The 16,190-nt window shown below is 66.4% G+C and carries 17 protein-coding genes and 1 tRNA gene; 6 read left to right on the top strand and 12 right to left on the bottom strand.

Translation table 11 applies throughout. From position 1 onward, the window contains the following. The 3 genes from RBR52_RS10085 to RBR52_RS10095 form a co-directional block, all read left to right on the top strand. The coding region (locus RBR52_RS10085; protein WP_320377073.1) for a hypothetical protein at positions 1-193 on the top strand (193 nt) is incomplete at its 5' end. Between the two features lie 109 nt (positions 194-302). Beyond that, positions 303-797 carry a hypothetical protein gene (locus RBR52_RS10090; protein WP_320377074.1) on the top strand — a complete coding sequence of 165 codons (495 nt, stop codon included), beginning with the start codon at positions 303-305 and terminating at the stop codon, positions 795-797. A 109-nt stretch (positions 798-906) separates the two neighbouring features. Further along, entirely contained in the window at positions 907-1,440 is a 534-nt protein-coding gene (locus tag RBR52_RS10095; RefSeq protein ID WP_320377075.1) for an SCP2 sterol-binding domain-containing protein, read from the top strand. 109 nt (positions 1,441-1,549) lie between these two features. On the opposite strand, the gene RBR52_RS10100 is transcribed toward RBR52_RS10095, so the two are convergent. The 4 genes from RBR52_RS10100 to RBR52_RS10115 form a co-directional block, all read right to left on the bottom strand. After that, entirely contained in the window at positions 1,550-3,571 is a 2,022-nt protein-coding gene (locus RBR52_RS10100) for a bifunctional 2',3'-cyclic-nucleotide 2'-phosphodiesterase/3'-nucleotidase (protein ID WP_320377076.1), read from the bottom strand. Positions 3,572-3,621: 50 nt separating this feature from the next. Then, positions 3,622-5,460 (bottom strand): NAD nucleotidase, encoded by a 1,839-nt coding sequence (gene nadN, locus RBR52_RS10105; RefSeq protein WP_320377077.1) that lies wholly within the window; start codon positions 5,458-5,460, stop codon positions 3,622-3,624. 99 nt (positions 5,461-5,559) lie between these two features. Continuing rightward, entirely contained in the window at positions 5,560-7,068 is a 1,509-nt protein-coding gene (gene rng / locus RBR52_RS10110; RefSeq protein ID WP_320377078.1) for a ribonuclease G, read from the bottom strand. Further along, positions 7,065-7,742, bottom strand: a complete 678-nt coding sequence (locus RBR52_RS10115) for a Maf family protein (protein WP_320377079.1) — start codon at positions 7,740-7,742, stop codon at positions 7,065-7,067. The genes rng and RBR52_RS10115 overlap by 4 nt, the downstream gene beginning before the upstream one ends. Positions 7,743-7,823: 81 nt before the next feature. Between RBR52_RS10115 and RBR52_RS10120 the strand changes: the two genes are divergently transcribed. Both RBR52_RS10120 and aroC read left to right on the top strand, forming a co-directional pair. Next, positions 7,824-9,572: a Mur ligase domain-containing protein gene (locus RBR52_RS10120; RefSeq protein WP_320377080.1), complete on the top strand. Its 1,749-nt coding sequence runs from the start codon at positions 7,824-7,826 to the stop codon at positions 9,570-9,572. Between the two features lie 9 nt (positions 9,573-9,581). Then, positions 9,582-10,673 carry a chorismate synthase gene (gene aroC / locus RBR52_RS10125; protein WP_320377081.1) on the top strand — a complete coding sequence of 364 codons (1,092 nt, stop codon included), beginning with the start codon at positions 9,582-9,584 and terminating at the stop codon, positions 10,671-10,673. A 50-nt stretch (positions 10,674-10,723) separates the two neighbouring features. On the opposite strand, the gene RBR52_RS10130 is transcribed toward aroC, so the two are convergent. After that, positions 10,724-11,041 (bottom strand): DUF2442 domain-containing protein, encoded by a 318-nt coding sequence (locus tag RBR52_RS10130; protein ID WP_320377082.1) that lies wholly within the window; start codon positions 11,039-11,041, stop codon positions 10,724-10,726. Between RBR52_RS10130 and RBR52_RS10135 the strand changes: the two genes are divergently transcribed. Further along, the gene (locus tag RBR52_RS10135; RefSeq protein WP_320377083.1) at positions 11,040-11,330 is read left to right on the top strand and encodes a type IIL restriction-modification enzyme MmeI; all 291 of its coding nucleotides are present in this window, start codon (positions 11,040-11,042) and stop codon (positions 11,328-11,330) included. The genes RBR52_RS10130 and RBR52_RS10135 overlap by 2 nt on opposite strands. Positions 11,331-11,395: 65 nt before the next feature. On the opposite strand, the gene RBR52_RS10140 is transcribed toward RBR52_RS10135, so the two are convergent. From RBR52_RS10140 to RBR52_RS10170, 7 genes are all read right to left on the bottom strand, one after another. Further along, positions 11,396-11,470: transfer RNA gene (locus tag RBR52_RS10140), tRNA-Arg, on the bottom strand. Between the two features lie 33 nt (positions 11,471-11,503). Next, on the bottom strand, positions 11,504-12,331 hold the full coding sequence (locus RBR52_RS10145) for a lysophospholipid acyltransferase family protein (RefSeq protein ID WP_320377084.1): 828 nt from the start codon (positions 12,329-12,331) through the stop codon (positions 11,504-11,506). Further along, a complete protein-coding gene (locus RBR52_RS10150; protein WP_320377085.1) occupies positions 12,328-13,632 on the bottom strand; it encodes a dihydroorotase in 1,305 nt (434 codons plus the stop codon). Before RBR52_RS10150 ends, RBR52_RS10145 begins: the two co-directional genes overlap by 4 nt. After that, positions 13,629-14,597, bottom strand: a complete 969-nt coding sequence (locus RBR52_RS10155) for an aspartate carbamoyltransferase catalytic subunit (RefSeq protein WP_320377086.1) — start codon at positions 14,595-14,597, stop codon at positions 13,629-13,631. The genes RBR52_RS10150 and RBR52_RS10155 overlap by 4 nt, the downstream gene beginning before the upstream one ends. 12 nt (positions 14,598-14,609) lie before the next feature. Continuing rightward, positions 14,610-15,164: a bifunctional pyr operon transcriptional regulator/uracil phosphoribosyltransferase PyrR gene (gene pyrR, locus RBR52_RS10160; RefSeq protein ID WP_320377087.1), complete on the bottom strand. Its 555-nt coding sequence runs from the start codon at positions 15,162-15,164 to the stop codon at positions 14,610-14,612. A 2-nt stretch (positions 15,165-15,166) separates the two neighbouring features. Beyond that, on the bottom strand, positions 15,167-15,553 hold the full coding sequence (gene ruvX, locus RBR52_RS10165) for a Holliday junction resolvase RuvX (protein ID WP_320377088.1): 387 nt from the start codon (positions 15,551-15,553) through the stop codon (positions 15,167-15,169). Then, positions 15,546-16,118, bottom strand: coding sequence for a YqgE/AlgH family protein (locus RBR52_RS10170; RefSeq protein WP_320377089.1), 573 nt, complete (start codon positions 16,116-16,118; stop codon positions 15,546-15,548). Before RBR52_RS10170 ends, ruvX begins: the two co-directional genes overlap by 8 nt. Positions 16,119-16,190: the final 72 nt, after the last annotated feature.

Consider the following 16,190-nt stretch of genomic DNA (forward strand, 5'->3'; position numbering starts at 1 on the left):
CCTAGGAGCCTGTCGGACTTGGGGCGTCGATAGCGAAAAACGGCCCCGGCGAGGACAGTTTTTGCCGATTTCGCCGGGCAATAGTCGAACTATTGCCCAAGAAAACGGTGAAAAATGGACCGGCGAGGCCGTTTTGCAGCCGACGATCCTCAAGTCCGACAGGCTCCTAGGTCTGGCGGTATCTGCGGGTTGATCCGGGTGCAAAATACTCGACGGATCGGCATACTCCAGCCTCTACCGCGCGAATCGATGCGGGCAAAAACATTGGAGGCAGGTTCGCGGTCAACGCGAGCTCGAGGTGGATGTCTGCAGATTTGCCGCTGGACTGGATATTCGAGAAAACGCCCAAGGGAAGGGACGAACTCGCCACCCGCGCCAATGGCCTGCTGCCCGGGCAGCGCAACCTGCTCATCCTCGCCGACGGCCACCGCCCCGTGCACGAACTGCTCAAGGCCGGCGCCGATCCGCAGCGCTGCATGCAGGCGCTGTGCGGACTGATCGACGCGGGCTATCTCGTGCACACGGCAGAAGACGCAGCACAAGCTGCCCACGGCGCAACCCCGAGCGCCGCTGCGAACCCATCCGCAGCCAGTCCGCACGCCCTGCTCATCGCCCTGGCCGAAGAACAGTTCGGCGCCCAGGCGCCCCGGCTGGTGCAGAAAATCGAACAACATCCCGACACGCCCGAAGGCCAGGCCGCAGCCGTGCAGGCCTGCGTCAAGTTCATCCGCCTGTTCATCGACGAAAAGCAGGCGGCTGCTTTCGCCCAGCGCGCGCAGGAGTTGCTGCAGCACTAAGTACAGCCTTCATGGCTCCGCCTTTGACCATGTCGTCGCGCCATGGCCGGGCTCCTTTCCCCCTGCGCGAGCTTTTCAATCCAACAGGAGACAAACCCACATGAAAACGATGTTCAACCCCCACCGCACCCTGCAAGCCCTCGGGCTGGCCGCCGGCCTGGCGCTGTCGTGCGCAGCCGCCACAGCCTGGGCCGACACCCCCGTGCTGATGTCGCCGCAATGGGCCAGCGAAGCCTGCACAGCGTGGAACAACACTCCCGAGCTGACCAATGGATTGAAGGGAGAATTCATGCACGATGACAAGGGCCGCGGCTACAAGCTGGTCGAGATGTACCGCAACGACTGCGGCAAGGCCAGCGTGGTTGAACTCAAGCTGCAGTTGCGCAACGACAAGGCGATGTGCGTCTATGGCGGCGCGCCCATGCTCCAGCCCAATTTCGATGTGGACTTCCTGATGCACGCCGACACCAAGCGCTGGGAGGAAATGGGCAAGGGCGACTACGGCCCGATGTCCGCGATGATGTTCGGCCGCCTGCAATTCGAAGGTCCCAAACTGGTCGCCATGCGGGCGATGGACCCGTTCAGCTCCTTCCTGCTGCTGGTCGGCAAGGTGCCGGGCAGCACCGCGACCTGCCCGAAGTAAGCAGCCCCGCATCTTCCCAGGGTCGGCTCGCCTGGTCCGGGGATTTGTTGAAATGGTGCCAAAGCGAAAACGGCCTGCGCATGCAGGCCGTTTTCACTCTAGGTCCGGCCTACTGGTCGAGGTGCAATTGGTAGATGCTGGCGCTGCCGTCGGGTTTGGTGGAGTCGAGGGTCACATGGGTGATGCCGTCGTCGATGGCGAGTTGCAGGGCGTTCGGCCCGGATTCGAACAGCACCTTGCCGGCAGTGGCCGTCTTGACGAAGCGCCAGTTGCGGTTGGAGGCATTCGCCGCGCGGGTCAGGGTTTTTTGCGCCTTGACGAACGAGATGATGGCCTCGCGGTTCTCGTCGGGCGATTCGTAGATGACATAGCTCGAATCCGGGAAGGTCTTGCCGATGAATTTGCCCAGGCCGCTGGCGCGGTAGTTGTTGGTCACGACAATGACTTCGGCCGCCGGGTCGAGCGCCGCTCCGTTCATTCGCAGGTTGACGATGCGCTGGCCGACAGGTTTGGTGACATCGATCTCGTAGGTCAGCCCCGATCCCTGGATGACGTCGAAGTTGTACGAGGGAAAGGTCGAATCGATGAGCTGCTGGTCGGCGGTCTTGGCGGGGTCGATGGTGTTGAAATATTGCGCCGACTTTTCGAGCCAGAGCTTCACGTCGGCACCGGTGATTTTGACCGCCTGCAGCGTATTGGGGTAGACGTAGAGATTGGCCATGTCCTTGATCGCCACGCCCCCGGCAGGAATGTCGGTGTAGCCGGTGGCGCGGAAATTCATCTTGAACGGCGCCGCCGCCGACAGCACCGGCAGGCCGGCATACTGCGGCAGGTTGGCGTCGGCATACGACTTGTAGGCGGCAATCTGGGCATCGTTGATCAGTTGCACCACGCCGACATCGCCCACTTGCGTGAACTGGCTGGCAATGCGGTATTCCGAGGTGCCGATGGGCGTGCTGACGTAGTTGACGGTCGCATCGTGTTCGGCCTGGATCAACGCCTTGATCGCCGGGTCGGCAGGAATGACCACGGCGGTTCCGCTGGCGTCCTTGGAATTGATCGATTGCAGGCTGGAAGTCGCGCTGGCAACTTTCCACTGCTTGCCGTCCCAGCTCAGCTCCATTTTCATCAGGCCGACGCTGTTGCCCCAGAATCCACCCATGATGGCGGGCACCCCTTTGATCGTGCCCTTGACGTTATCGACCTCCGGGAGGTTGGCGTAGTTCTTGCCGTCGGGGAAGTAGCTGTGCGAATGCCCCATGAACATCGCGTCGATTCCGGGCACGTCGGCGACGTAATACGCGGCGTTTTCCATCGTGGGGCTGTACGGTGCGGTGGAAATGCCGCCGTGCACCAGCGCCACGACGACATCGGCGCCCTTGCTGCGCATCTCGGGCACGTACTTGGCGGCCATTTCCTTCACGCCTTCGGTGTAGACGTTGCCTTCGAGCCAGCGCTTGTCCCATTGCATGATTGGCGGCGGCGTGAAGCCGATGACGCCGATCTTCAGCGAATACGCCTTGCCGTCGCTCGCGGTGAACTGGCGGTCGAGCAGGGTGTAGGGGGCGTACAGCCCCTGCTTGTCCGCGGTCTTGTAGACATTGGCCGTGACCAGCGGGAAGTCCGGGCCCTTGCAGTTGGCGTATTGCGGGTTCCAGTTGGCGTTGTGCGTGACCTGGCTGAGGAAGTCGAGTCCGTAGTTGAACTCGTGATTTCCCACCGACATCGCGTCGTACTTCAGGTAGTTCATCGCCTTGAAAATGGCCAGCGTCTGATCGCACGAGACGCGTTCGACGCTGGCCTGATAGTCCGCCAGCGCCGTGCCCTGGATGGTGTCGCCGTTGTCGAACAGCAGGGTGTTGGGGTGGTCCTTGCGGATGGCCTCGATCAGCGTGGCGGCGCGGTCCAGGCCCAGGGTGTTGGTGTCTTGGGTCGTGTAGTAGTCGTAGCTCAAGACATTCGTATGCAGGTCGGTGGTCTCGACCAGGGCCAGGCTGAGTTTTGTCCCAGCCGCAGGGGTGTCGGCGGCGGCTGTGCTGTCTCCGCCGCAGGCGGCAAGCGCGAGCGCGGCGCTGCCCAGGACGGCCAGCGCCGCGCGGCGGCTGATGAGAGGCAATTCCTGGAGATTCATGAAAGACTCCTGAGGATCAGACGGTTTCGTTGCCTGTCTGGCGGGGGCGATCACTGCTGGAGCGCGCCGGTCTTGTCGTAGAAGTTCTGCGTCGAGTAGTCGCTCACCGGCAATTTGTCGAGCGTGCCGACCTTTTTGACGTAATCGACAAAGGACTGGGCGTAGTCCAGATAGGTATCGAGCGCCCGGCCGCTGTCGGTGACGGTCTTGAAGGTCAGATAGCCGTCCTTGCCCTGCGCGGTGTAGCTGTTGGTCACGACCTTGTAGGTGGCGGCGGGGTCGAGGGCGGTCCAGGTGCTGGCGGTCTTGGCCTTGAACTGCAGGTTGCTGAAGCGCTGACCCTTGGGCAGCGACAGGTTGACGTCCCAGCGCAGGCCGGCGGCGTAGGGGTAGGCGCCGGTCGACCCGCCGGTCATCAGCGCATAGTCGAGCGCCTCTTCGAGCACGGCCTTGATTTCCGCGCCGGTCATGGTCAGTTCGGTGAGGGTGTTGGCAAAGGGCAGCAGGGTATAGGCGGTCTTGATGGTGACGTCGCCCGCAGGTACGTCGATGCGCACGCCTCCGGCGTTCTGGATGGCGATGTCCGAAGTCAGGCTTTGCGCAAGAAACGCCTGGGCCACGATGTTGGCGATGTCCGAGCCGTGCGCGCGGGTCGCTTCGGTGCATCCCGCGGCCTTGGAAGCGTCGCCGGGAAAGCGCACATGGCAGAGGTATTGCGCCGATTGACCGATGACCTGGGTTTCGAGCTGGCTGATCTGATCCTTGTAGCCCTTGAGCACCGATTCCGCGCCGGCATCCGGCGCGATCATCAGCAGTTGCGGGTCCTTGGCGATGGTGGCCTTGAGGGTGTCGAGTTCGGCTCCGGCGACGGTGTAGGTCTTGCCGTCGGCGCCTTTGCGGGTGAAGGTGTCGCCCAGCAGCAGGTGCGGCGTGCCTGTGCAGGTCTGCACCGTCTGGTCGGCGGCGAAGTTCACCTGCAGTTCACCGACCGCCTTGCCGTATTCCCAGGCCTGCGCAATGCAGACGGTGCTGCCGTCCTTGTTTTTCAGCAGCGTCGGGTAGTCGCCCGACTTGGGCAGGCCGTAGCGGGAAAAGTCTCCGAGCAGGGTGTGCGAATCGCCTCCCACGATGACATCGACATCGGTGAGCTGCGGCGCGATCTGCTGGTCGAAGGTGTAGCCCACATGGCTGAGCAGCACGATGCGCTTGACGCCCTGCGCCTTGATCTGGTCGATGGCCTTTTGCGCCGCGGTCACTTCGTCGGCGAAGGCGGTGGTGGGCAGCGGGCGCGAAGAGCCCTGGGTCTTGCCGACGACGGTCAGGCCGACGATGCCGATCTTCTCGCCGCCGACCTCCTTGATGACAAAGGGCTTGATGTAGTCGGTCGCCGATTGCGGCGCCAGCGGCGTGCCCGGTTGCGGGGTGACGTTGGCCGACAGCATCGGAGTTTTGCAACTGCCGGCGTGCAGAAAGTCGATGAAGCGGCTGAGCCCGGCGTCGCCGTCGTCGAACTCGTGGTTGCCCACGGCCATGGCGTCGAAGCAGATGGTGTTCATCAGGTCGGCGTCGGCCTTGCCCTGAAACAGGGTGTAGTACAGCGTGCCGACCAGGGCGTCTCCGGCGTGCAGCTTGAGGGTGTTCGGGCTCTTGGCGGCGATTTGATCGACCGCGGCCTTGACTCGGCCAAAGCCGCCGATCTGCACCGTGGTGGCAACACCGTCGAGGGTCAGCGTCGTGGTGGTCGGCGACAGGTTGGAGTGCACGTCGTTGACATGGGCGATGGTGACGGCGACGGGCTGGTCTGCGACCGGGGAGTCGCTTCCCCCGCCGCAGGCGGCGAGCAGGGTGAGGGGAAGCAGGCAGGCAGCAAGGGCGGGGAACGGTTTCATGGAGAAATATCCAGTCACAAAAGGACACAATGCGACTGTATTTTTCGCTCATGACAGTGCCGTGTCGGCCCGGCCGGGCGCCGTCGGACGACGCTCGAATCACGTCAGCACGATGTCGTACTGCTGCTGCGAGAACGCCGGTTCGACCTGCAGCGAAACCGGCTTGCCGATGAAGTCCGACAGCGACGCCAGGTGGCGGCTTTCCTCTTCCAGGAACAGGTCGATGACGTCGGCGTTGGCGACGATGCGGAACTCGCGCGGGTTGAACTGCTTGGCCTCGCGCAGGATTTCGCGCAGGATTTCGTAGCACACGGTGCGCGCGGTCTTGACCTGGCCGAGCCCGCCGCAGGTCGGGCAGGGCTCCATCAGCATGTGCGCCAGCGAGTCGCGGGTGCGCTTGCGGGTGAGTTCGACCAGTCCGAGCTGCGAAAAGCCGCTGATGGTCACCTTGACCTTGTCGCGCGACAGCGCCTTGCGCAGTTCGTCGAGCACGGCGGCGCGGTGCTGGCTGCTGTGCATGTCGATGAAGTCGATGATGATCATGCCGCCGAGGTTGCGCAGCCGCAGTTGCCGGGCGATGGCCTGCGTGGCTTCGAGGTTGGTGCGGTAGATGGTGTCGTCGAAGTTGCGCGCGCCGACGAAGCCGCCGGTGTTGACGTCGATGGTGGTCATCGCCTCGGTCTGGTCGATGATCAGGTAGCCGCCGGACTTGAGGTCGACGCGGCGGCCGAGCGCGCGCTCGATTTCCTCGTCGACATTGGCGGTCTCGAACAGCGGCCGCTCGCCGCGGTAGAGCTGCAGCAGGCCGCTGACCCTCGGCATGTATTCGGCGGCAAAGGCCTGAAGCGCCTCAAAGTTTTCGCGCGAATCGATCTGCACGCTGCGCGTGGCCTCGCTCACCAGATCGCGCAGCACGCGCTGCGCCAGACTGAGTTCCTGATAGATCAGGGTGCTGGGGCTGGCGTCGTGCGCGCGTTGCTGGATGGCTTGCCAGGTCTTGCGCAGATAGGCGATGTCTTCGGCCAGTTCGGCGTCGCTGGCGTCTTCGGCATTGGTGCGCACGATGAAGCCCTGCGAGCTTGCGGCTTCATCGGCGGCGAGCAGCGCGCTCATGCGTTCGCGCAGCGCGGCGCGCGCTTCGGCGCCGTCGATCTTCTGCGAAATGCCGATGTGGTCGTCCTGCGGCAGGTGCACGAGCATGCGCCCGGCCAGGCTGATCTGCGTGGTCAGGCGCGCGCCCTTGGTGTTGATCGGGTCCTTGAGCACCTGCACCATCAAGGTCTGGCCCTCGTAGAGCAGTTTTTCGATGGGCTGCAGAGACGAAGCCGCAGGGGCATCGGCGGCCCCCTCGGTGGTTACGGGAACGGTCTGCCGCTGCCACAGATCGGCCACATGCAGAAACGCGGTGCGCTCCAGCCCGATGTCGATGAAGGCCGACTGCATGCCGGGCAGCACCCGCGCCACCTTGCCCAGATAGATATTGCCCACCAGCCCGCGCTCCAGGCTGCGTTCGATGTGCAGTTCCTGCACGGCGGCGTGGGCGACCAGCGCGACCCGGGTTTCCTGCGGGGTGATGTTGATGAGAATGTCTTCGGGTGTGGGGTTCATGGGCGGGTTGTCTGTGTTGATGTGTGGCATGCCGTGTTCGCGGGCCAGCCTGCGGCGCGCAACAACCGCAGCGTTTCGAACAGCGGCAGGCCGATGATGCCGCTGGCGCTGCCGCTGATGTGTTCGACGAAGGCCGCGCCGCGGCCCTGCAGGGCGTAGGCGCCGGCCTTGCCGAAAGGCTCGCCGCTGGCGATGTAATCGGCGATGTCTTGCGGGCTCAGTGCGGCCAAGCGCACTCGTGAGGTCTGCAGCGCATCAAACCGCTCATCGCCGCGCTGCACGCTGACGGCGGTGAGCACCTGGTGCGTCCGGCCGGACAGGGCGCGCAGCATGCGTGCGGCGTCGTCTGCGCCCTGCGGCTTGCCGTAGATGCGGCCGTCCAGCGCCACGGTGGTGTCGGCGCACAGCAGCAGGGCCGAGTCGGGCGCCACATCGGGATGGCACCGGGCCAGGCGCGCGCGCGCCGCATCGAGCTTCAGGCGGGTGACGCGCTGCACATAGTCGCTCGGCGGCTCGCCGGGCAGCGCGGCTTCCAGCGCCTCGCTGTCTTCGTCGGGCGGCGGCGCGAGCAAGGTGAAGGGCACGCCGACCTGCCGCAGCAACGCCTGCCGCCGCGGGCTGGCGGAGGCCAGATAGATCGTGACGGCAGGCGTGCGGCTCGGGTCGGTGTGCATGCGAGGTCGGGAAAGCGTGGAACGTTTATTGTCCGTGCAAACGCGGTTCCCGAGACCGACAGGCTCCTAGAATCTCCCGACATGCATATTCATATTCTTGGCATCTGCGGCACTTTCATGGGCGGCTTGGCGGCGCTGGCGAAGGAGGCCGGGCACCGGGTGACCGGCTGCGACGCGCAGGTCTATCCGCCCATGAGCACCCAGTTGCAGCAGTTGGGCATCGATCTGGTCGAAGGCTACGGCGCCGATCAGCTCGCGTTCAAGCCCGATCTGTGGGTCATCGGCAATGTGGTGTCGCGCGGCAATCCCTTGATGGAGGCGATCCTCGATGCCGGGTTGCCCTATGTCAGCGGCCCGCAGTGGCTGACCGAGCATGTGCTGCAGGGTCGATGGACCCTGGCAGTCGCGGGCACGCACGGCAAGACGACGACCACCTCGATGTTGGCGCATATTCTCGATGTGGCGGGGCTGAATCCCGGTTTTCTCATCGGCGGCGTGCCGCTGGACTTCGGCCAGTCGGCGCGGCTGGGGGGGGACAAGACTCCCCACCCCAACCCTCCCCACGAGTGGGGAGGGGGCGAACACGCTTCCCCCAAGCGTGGGGGAAGCCGGGGCGGAGATGCCCACCCCAACCCTCCCCACGAGTGGGGAGGGGGCGAACACGCTTCCCCCAAGCGTGGGGGAAGCCGGGGCGGAGATGCCCACCCCAACCCTCCCCACGAGTGGGGAGGGGGCGAACACGCTTCCCACACGAGCGCAGGAGAGTATGAAAGCTCCTCCCCCACGGCGTGGGGGAGGTTGGGAGGGGGAGGCTTTTTCGTCATCGAAGCCGACGAGTACGACACCGCCTTCTTCGACAAGCGCTCCAAGTTCGTGCATTACCGGCCGCGTACCGCGATCCTGAACAACCTCGAATACGACCACGCCGACATCTTCCCCGATCTCGCGGCCATCGAAACCCAGTTCCACCATCTCGTGCGCACCGTGCCGCGCAGCGGTCAGCTCGTGGTCAATGCCCGCTCGGATGCGCTGCAGCGCGTGCTTTCGCGCGGCTGCTGGAGCGAAGTGGTGCATTTTGACGATGCTCCTGAGAAACTCGCCGGGCCGCCCCAAGAGTTTCTCACCCCCTCGGGGGGGCTGGCGCGCAGCGGCAGCTCAGGGGGCTCACACCCAGGCTGGAGCGCGCAGGGCGGCGAGCAGCAGTTCGAGGTGCTGCTGGGCGGCAAGCGTATGGGCGAGGTGCGCTGGAACCAAACCGGGGCGCACAACCGCAGCAACGCCCTGGCCGCCATCGCCGCGGCCCGGCATGCCGGGGTGTTCGCCGACGCAGCCTGCGCCGCGCTGTGCAGCTTTCAGGGCGTGAAGCGCCGCATGGAACTGCGCGGCACCGCGGGCGGCGTTGCGGTGTACGACGATTTCGCCCACCACCCCACAGCCATTGCCACGACCATCGCCGGTCTGCGGCGGCAGATGGACGCCGACCCCGCGACCCGTGCCGGCCGCATCCTCGCGGTGTTCGAGCCGCGTTCCAACACCATGAAGCTCGGTGCGATGAAGGCGCTGCTGCCGGGCGCACTGGCGGACGCCGACCTGAGCTTCGGCTATGCCGGCGGCCTGGGCTGGAATCTGGCCGAAACCCTGCAGCCGCTGGGCGCCAAGGCGCAGGCTTTCGACGATCTGGGCGCGCTGGTGGCCGCCGTGGCCGCCGCCGCCCGCCCCGGCGACCGCGTGCTGGTGATGAGCAATGGCGGCTTTGGTGGGGTGCATGACAAACTGCTGCGCTCGCTCGCCGCCCGCGTCTCTGACGCCACGCCCGCCCCTCGATACTGAAAGTCCCCCATGTCCGGCAACACCCTCGGGCTGCTGTTTGCAGTGACCACCTTCGGCGAATCCCACGGCCCGGCCATCGGCTGCGTCATCGACGGCTGCCCGCCAGGAATGGAACTGAGCGAGGCCGACATCCAGCCCGATCTCGACCGCCGGCGGCCCGGCACCAGCCGCCACGTCACCCAGCGACAGGAAGCCGATCAGGTGGAAATCCTCTCCGGCGTGTTCGAGGGCAAGACCACCGGCACACCCATCGCCCTGCTCATCCGCAACACCGACCAGCGCAGCAAGGACTACGGCAACCTGCTGAACACCTTCCGCCCCGGCCACGCCGACTACACCTACTGGCGCAAGTACGGCCTGCGCGATCCGCGCGGCGGCGGGCGCTCGTCGGCCCGGCTGACCGCGCCCATCGTCGCCGCGGGTGCGGTGGCGAAAAAGTGGCTCGGGCTGCACCACGGCGTGGTGGTGCGCGCCTGCATGACCCAGCTCGGCGCAGTGCCCATCCCCTTTCAGTCGTGGGACGTGGTGCACCAGAACCCGTTCTTCGCCCCCAACACCGACATCGTGCCCGAGCTGGAGGCGTATATGGACGCACTGCGCAAATCGGGCGACTCGGTCGGCGCGCGCATCCTGGTTGCGGCCAGCGGCGTGCCCGCAGGCTGGGGCGAGCCGCTGTACGACAAGCTCGACGCCGACATCGCGCATGCGCTCATGGGGCTGAACGCCGTCAAGGGCGTGGAAATCGGCGCGGGCTTCGCCAGCGTGGCGCAAAAAGGCTCGCAGCATGGCGACGAACTCACCCCGCAGGGCTTCACCTCCAATCACGCAGGCGGCGTGCTCGGCGGCATCAGCACCGGGCAGGACGTGACGGCCTCCATCGCCATCAAGCCCACATCGAGCATCCGCCTGCCGCGGCAATCGGTGGACCTGCACAACGCCCCCACCACGGTCGAAACGCATGGCCGGCACGACCCCTGCGTGGGCATCCGCGCCGCGCCCATCGCCGAAGCGCTGGTGGCCATCGTGCTCATCGACCACGCGCTGCGCCACCGCGCCCAGTGCGGCGACGTGCGATTGGACGTGCCGCCGATTGCGGGGTAGGAGCCTGTCATCCCCTGCGAGCGTGGGCAGGGCGATTTTTCAGCGTGGCCTCAAGCGGCAATCGCCAGCTCGCCGAAGGTGGCCTTTGCGCACAGATCAGGGATGTAGAGCCCTTCATCAAGATCGGGCCAATAGAGATCGTGGCCCGCGCCCTCGATGCACACATTCGCTTTTTCCATTTCTGTCGCACCGGCGACGCGTTCGGGCAGCAAGGAAAACGGCACCGCGATTTGCGCCCCGTTATCCAGATCGAGCACCAGACGATGATGGGTTTGATCCATCGAGGTGGCAAGAGCCCTGGGCTGGATGCGGTCGAGCGCTTTTCCGCGTTCCAGCGCGGATTCGATGGAGGATTCAGTAATCGCCATGTGTTTCTCTCCAGGCTTGACACAGTCGGGGCAGGGCGGATTCGATTTCCCGCAACAAGCCCGCGCCCGCTATCCCAACGCCACGCTGGCCGATCTCTACGACCCGCTGACCCTGCCCGCTGAGCTGCGCCGCGCCCACCAGGCCAACGACCGCGCCGTGGACGCCGCCTACAGCTACAAAGGCGACCGCGCCGACGCCCCGCGCGTGGCGTTTTTGTTCAGCCTGTATCAGCGGCTCACAAGCTTGCTGCCAGCTCCCGGCAAAAAACGCCACGCTCATCCTGACTGAAAGTACGAGCAGAGGTGTGTTTGCTCCCTCTCCACTTGTGGGGAGGGCTGGGGTGGGGAGGTTCATGGTCCCGCCGACAGGAATCGAACCTGTATTTGCCGCTTAGGAGGCAGCCGTTCTATCCATTGAACTACGGCGAGGTGAGCGGCTGAATTGTAGGGGCACGCCCAGGTTCAGCGGCTGTCGCGCAGGCGCTGGTGGAGATGTTCGGCGATGGCCTCGCGGGTTTGATCGGCCAGCGCGCGGCGGCTTGGGGCGCGCAGCGGGGGCAGGTAATCGACTTCCACGCGCAGCGGGGCGGCGGCGCTCATGCGCCACAGACTGCCGACCATGGTCTCATTGCCGACATACGAGGCGGCGCGACTGAAGCGGCCGCTGCGGCGGTCGGCGTAGAACAGCGCCACGGGCTGCACGGCAAAGGCGCCGTCGCGGCTGCAGGCGGCCTGGAACAGATTGGCGTGAAACGGCAGGAGTTCGTGGCCATAGCCGGTGGTGCCTTCGGGGAAGACGCCGACATGGTCGCCCTTCTGCAGGCATTGCGCCATCTGGTGGATGACGCGCACCACGTCCTGCGCGCGCTCGCGCTCGATGAACAGCGTGCCCACGCCGCGCACCAGCGGGCCGACGAGCGGCCATTGCGCCGCTTCGGACTTGGAGACGAAGCGCACGGGCTGCACGGCATTGATGGCGAAAATGTCGATCCACGACACGTGGTTGGCGGCCACGAGCGACGGGGTTTGCAGCGGCGCGCCATTGACTTGCAACGCAATGCCGCTCAATCGCAGCAATTCAGCCGACCAGTCGCGGATTTGCTGCCGACGCCCGGCGGCGTCGAGCCGGGGAAACAGGCGCTGCACGATGCGCTGGCCGCGCAGGGCATGGGCGCCGAGCCGGGTCAGCCGGGAGGTGAAGCGCACCGGCGCGCCGATGCGGTGCAACAGGGGCGCAGGCGCCAGCGGGGGCGGCTCGGCGAGGGCGGCGGGTTCCTGCGCCGGGTTCATGCCAGCGCGGCGGCGGGCTGCGCGCTCCACACCACGCGACCGTCGATCACGGCATGCCGCACGCGGCCGGGCAGTTCGATCTCGGCCAGGGGGGTGTGGCGGCTTTGGCTTTGCAGCGCGTCGGGAACGGCGCGCCAGCGCGCCTGGGCGTCGACGAGGATGAGCTCGGCGGCGGCTCCTGCCTGGAGCGTGGCGGGCGGCAGACCTGCGGCCTGCGCGGCGCGGTGGCCCACGCAGCCCAGCGCCTGCACCAACGGCAGTTGCAGATCCAAGGCGAACTGCAGCGCGGTGGACAGCAGCAGCTCCAGCCCGGTGGCGCCGGGGGCGGCGTCGGCGAAGGTCTGGGTCTTGTCTTCGCTGCTCACCGGGGTATGGTCGGAGCACAGCGCGTCGATGGTGCCGTCGGCCAGCGCGGCGCGCAGGGCGTCGCGGTCTCTGCTCTGGCGCAGCGGCGGGTCGAGCCGGGCGCGGGCGTCGAAGTAGCCGATGTCCAGATCGGTGAGCATGAGACTGTTGATCGACACGTCGCAGGTCAGCGGCAGCCCTTCGGCCTTGGCCTGGCGCACCAGCGCCACGCCGGCTGCGCTGGAGAGCTTGCTCACATGCACCGCGCAGCCGGTGGCGCGCATGAGTTCGAACAGAGTGTGCAGCGCCACGGTTTCGGCCATGACGGGCACGCCGCTCAGGCCCAGGCGCTGGGCATAGGCGCCGCTGGCGGCGATGCCGCCGCGGCTCAGCGACGCATCCTGCGCGCGCAGCCAGACCTTGTAGCCGAAGGTGCTGGCGTATTGCATGGCGCTGTAGAGCACCTTGGTGTCGGCGATGGGGGTGTCGGCCTGGGAGAAGCCGATGCAGCTCGCGCGGGTGAGTTCGGCCATTTCGCTCAGCCGTTCGCCCTGCAGCCCTTTGGTCAGCGCGCCCAGCGGATAGACGCGCGCGCTCTTGATGCGGCGGGCGCGCCAGCGCAGCATTTCCACCAGGCTGGGTTCGTCGAGCACGGGATCGGTGTCGGGCGAGCAGACCACGCGGGTGACGCCGCCGGCCAGCGCCGCGACCAGTTCGGTTTCCAGCATGCCCTCGTGCTCGTAGCCGGGCTCGCCCAGGCGGGCGCAGAGGTCGATGAGGCCGGGCAGCACGAGGAGGCCGCGCGCGTCGAGCGTCTGCTCGGGGGTGAAGCCTTCGGGCGCTTTGCCCACAGTGACGATGCGCTCGCCGGAAATGGCCACATCGCCCTCGGCGTCGAGCCCGCGCAGCGGGTCGATGAGACGGCCGCCGCGGATCAGAATTTGCGTGGTGCTCATGCCGGGCTTTCGGTGGAGGCGACGATGGACAGCACGGCCATGCGCACGGCGATGCCGAAGCGCACCTGATCGAGGATGACGCTGCGCGGGCCGTCGGCCACGGCGCTGTCGATCTCGACGCCGCGGTTGATCGGGCCGGGATGCATGACGATGACATCGGGCCTGGCCAGCGCCAGGCGTTCGGGCGTGAGGCCGTAGGTCATGTTGAATTCATGCGCGGACGGCAGCAGCGCGCCCGACATGCGCTCGTTTTGCAGCCGCAGCATCATGATGACGTCGGCGCCGCGTATGCCCTCGGCCATGTCGTGGCAGACGCGCACGCCCATGTCGCGCAGATTGTCGGGCGCCAGGGTCTTGGGGCCGACGGCGCGCACTTCGGCGGCGCCCAGCGTGGTGAGCGCGTGGATGGCCGAGCGCGCCACGCGCGAGTGCACGATGTCGCCGACGATGGCCACCGTCAGATTGCTGAAGTCACCCTTGAAATGGCGGATGGTGTACATGTCCAGCAGGCCCTGCGTGGGGTGGGCGTGACGGCCATCGCCGGCGTTGACGATGTGCACATGCGGGGGCGTGTGCTGGGCGATCAGAAAGGGCGCGCCGCTGTCGGCGTGGCGCACGACGAACACGTCGGCATCCATCGCTTCGAGGTTGGCGATGGTGTCGAGCAGGCTCTCGCCCTTGGAGGTGGAAGAGCGCTGGATGTCGAGATTGAACACATCGGCCGACAGGCGCTGCGCCGCGATCTCGAAGGTCGTGCGGGTGCGCGTGCTGTTCTCGAAGAACAGGTTGAACACGCTCTTGCCGCGCAGCAGCGGGACTTTTTTCACTTCGCGGCTGCCGAAGCTCACGAAGCCCTGCGCGGTGTCGAGGATGTGCGTGAGCACGTCGCGCGGCAGGCCTTCGGGGGTGAGCAGGTGGCGCAGCTCGCCGTGGGTGTTGAGTTGGGGGTTGTGGGCGCGGGTCATGGCCGACTCGATTTATCTGTTCACCAGGTCGAAGCGAAAGCGGATGCCCTCGGTCACGTCCTCATCGCGCAGCAGCGCCAGCGAAAACTCAGCGGGCAGGGTGAGCGTGGCCGCGGCGATCTGCGGGCAGATGGGCAGCTCGCGGCCGCCGCGATCGACCAGCACGGCCAGATCGATGCGTGCCGGGCGGCCGAAATCGAACAGCTCGTTGATGGCCGCCCGGGTGGTGCGGCCGGTGTGCAGCACGTCGTCGATCAGCAGCACGGCGCGGTCGGCGATGGATACCGGCAGGGCGGTGCGGTTGGCGCTCGGATGCAGGCCGCGGGTGGCGAAGTCGTCGCGGTGAAAAGTGGACGAGACCACGCCGTAGGGCTGGGTCAGTTGCAGATCGGCGTGCAGACGTTGCGCCAGCCAGGCGCCGCCGGAATAGATGCCGATGAGCAGAGGCGGCTCGGGCTGCGCCGCCAGCGTGCAGCGAACCTGGTCGAGAAGCCGGGCGTAGAGCGCCTCGGCGTCGGGCGGGGCGGTGATCGGGGAAGCGGTTGGGGCGACAGGGGAGGAAGGCATGGTCAGCGTTGCTGCAGGTATTGTTCGACGATGAGCCGGGCGGCGGCGCTATCTACATCTTCGGCGCCTTCGTCTTCGGCGGCGACCGAGGTGTAGCGTTCATCCACCAGCGCCACCGGCAGGCTGAAGCGACCTTCGAGCTGGCGCGCGAAGCGCTGGGCGCAGGCGGTATGGGCGTGCGCGGCGCCGTCAGGGTGCAGGGGCAGGCCGACCACGAGTTGCTGCGGCTGCCACTCGCGGATCAGCGCGGCGATGGCGTCGAACTTGAGGTCGTTGCGATCGGCGCGCAGTGTGCGCAGCGCGGTGGCGCTGCGGGTGATGCTGTTGCCCACCGCCGTGCCGATGCGCTTGGCGCCCCAGTCGAAACCGAGCACGGTGATGTCAGGCATGTCCTGCGGTTTGCGACAGCATGGCGGGGTTGAAGCCCAGCAGCGCCATGGCGGCGTTGAAGCGCGCCTCCACCGGGGTGTCGAACAGCACGATGGGGTCGGCCTCGACGGTGAGCCAGCCATTCTGCGCAAGTTCTTCTTCGAGCTGGCCGGCGTTCCAGCCTGAATAGCCCAGGGCGATGAGGCTGCGCGCCGGGCCGCCGCCGGCGGCCATGCGTTCGAGCACGTCCTTGGACGTGGTCATCTGCAGCCCGCCGGGAATGTCGAGGCTGGAGGCAAAGGCGGTTTCGGTGGCTTCGTGCAGCACGAAGCCGCGCTCGGTCTGCACCGGGCCGCCTTGCAGCACCGGCTGAGCTGCGGGCAGGCCGGAGGCATCCAGCCCCACGCGCTCGAACAATTCCTTGACGGTGATGTCTGACGGGCGGTTGATGATCAATCCCAGCGCGCCGCGCGCCGAGTGCTCGCAGACATACACCACGGTTCCGGCAAAGTTCTCATCGACCTGGCCGGGCATGGCGATCAAAAACTGGTTGCTCAGATTGGAAGCGTCGGGACGTGGGTTCATGGAGTGGAGTTTATCGCGCTTACCGCACACCGCCGCCGGGCTTGGGCTATGGTGTGTTTTGGTGAGACGTGG

Source organism: Thiomonas sp., assembly GCF_034007205.1.
Lineage (GTDB): Bacteria > Pseudomonadota > Gammaproteobacteria > Burkholderiales > Burkholderiaceae_C > Thiomonas.

What these genes read in the sequence shown, in the direction of transcription:
- RBR52_RS10090 (WP_320377074.1), top strand. Translation starts at nt 303, where the DNA reads ATGTCTGCAGATTTGCCGCTGGACTGGATATTCGAGAAAACGCCCAAG.
- RBR52_RS10095 (WP_320377075.1), top strand. Translation starts at nt 907, where the DNA reads ATGTTCAACCCCCACCGCACCCTGCAAGCCCTCGGGCTGGCCGCCGGC.
- RBR52_RS10100 (WP_320377076.1), bottom strand. Translation starts at nt 3,571, where the DNA reads ATGAATCTCCAGGAATTGCCTCTCATCAGCCGCCGCGCGGCGCTGGCC.
- nadN (WP_320377077.1), bottom strand. Translation starts at nt 5,460, where the DNA reads ATGAAACCGTTCCCCGCCCTTGCTGCCTGCCTGCTTCCCCTCACCCTG.
- rng (WP_320377078.1), bottom strand. Translation starts at nt 7,068, where the DNA reads ATGAACCCCACACCCGAAGACATTCTCATCAACATCACCCCGCAGGAA.
- RBR52_RS10115 (WP_320377079.1), bottom strand. Translation starts at nt 7,742, where the DNA reads ATGCACACCGACCCGAGCCGCACGCCTGCCGTCACGATCTATCTGGCC.
- RBR52_RS10120 (WP_320377080.1), top strand. Translation starts at nt 7,824, where the DNA reads ATGCATATTCATATTCTTGGCATCTGCGGCACTTTCATGGGCGGCTTG.
- aroC (WP_320377081.1), top strand. Translation starts at nt 9,582, where the DNA reads ATGTCCGGCAACACCCTCGGGCTGCTGTTTGCAGTGACCACCTTCGGC.
- RBR52_RS10135 (WP_320377083.1), top strand. Translation starts at nt 11,040, where the DNA reads ATGTGTTTCTCTCCAGGCTTGACACAGTCGGGGCAGGGCGGATTCGAT.
- RBR52_RS10130 (WP_320377082.1), bottom strand. Translation starts at nt 11,041, where the DNA reads ATGGCGATTACTGAATCCTCCATCGAATCCGCGCTGGAACGCGGAAAA.
- RBR52_RS10145 (WP_320377084.1), bottom strand. Translation starts at nt 12,331, where the DNA reads ATGAACCCGGCGCAGGAACCCGCCGCCCTCGCCGAGCCGCCCCCGCTG.
- RBR52_RS10150 (WP_320377085.1), bottom strand. Translation starts at nt 13,632, where the DNA reads ATGAGCACCACGCAAATTCTGATCCGCGGCGGCCGTCTCATCGACCCG.
- RBR52_RS10155 (WP_320377086.1), bottom strand. Translation starts at nt 14,597, where the DNA reads ATGACCCGCGCCCACAACCCCCAACTCAACACCCACGGCGAGCTGCGC.
- pyrR (WP_320377087.1), bottom strand. Translation starts at nt 15,164, where the DNA reads ATGCCTTCCTCCCCTGTCGCCCCAACCGCTTCCCCGATCACCGCCCCG.
- ruvX (WP_320377088.1), bottom strand. Translation starts at nt 15,553, where the DNA reads ATGCCTGACATCACCGTGCTCGGTTTCGACTGGGGCGCCAAGCGCATC.
- RBR52_RS10170 (WP_320377089.1), bottom strand. Translation starts at nt 16,118, where the DNA reads ATGAACCCACGTCCCGACGCTTCCAATCTGAGCAACCAGTTTTTGATC.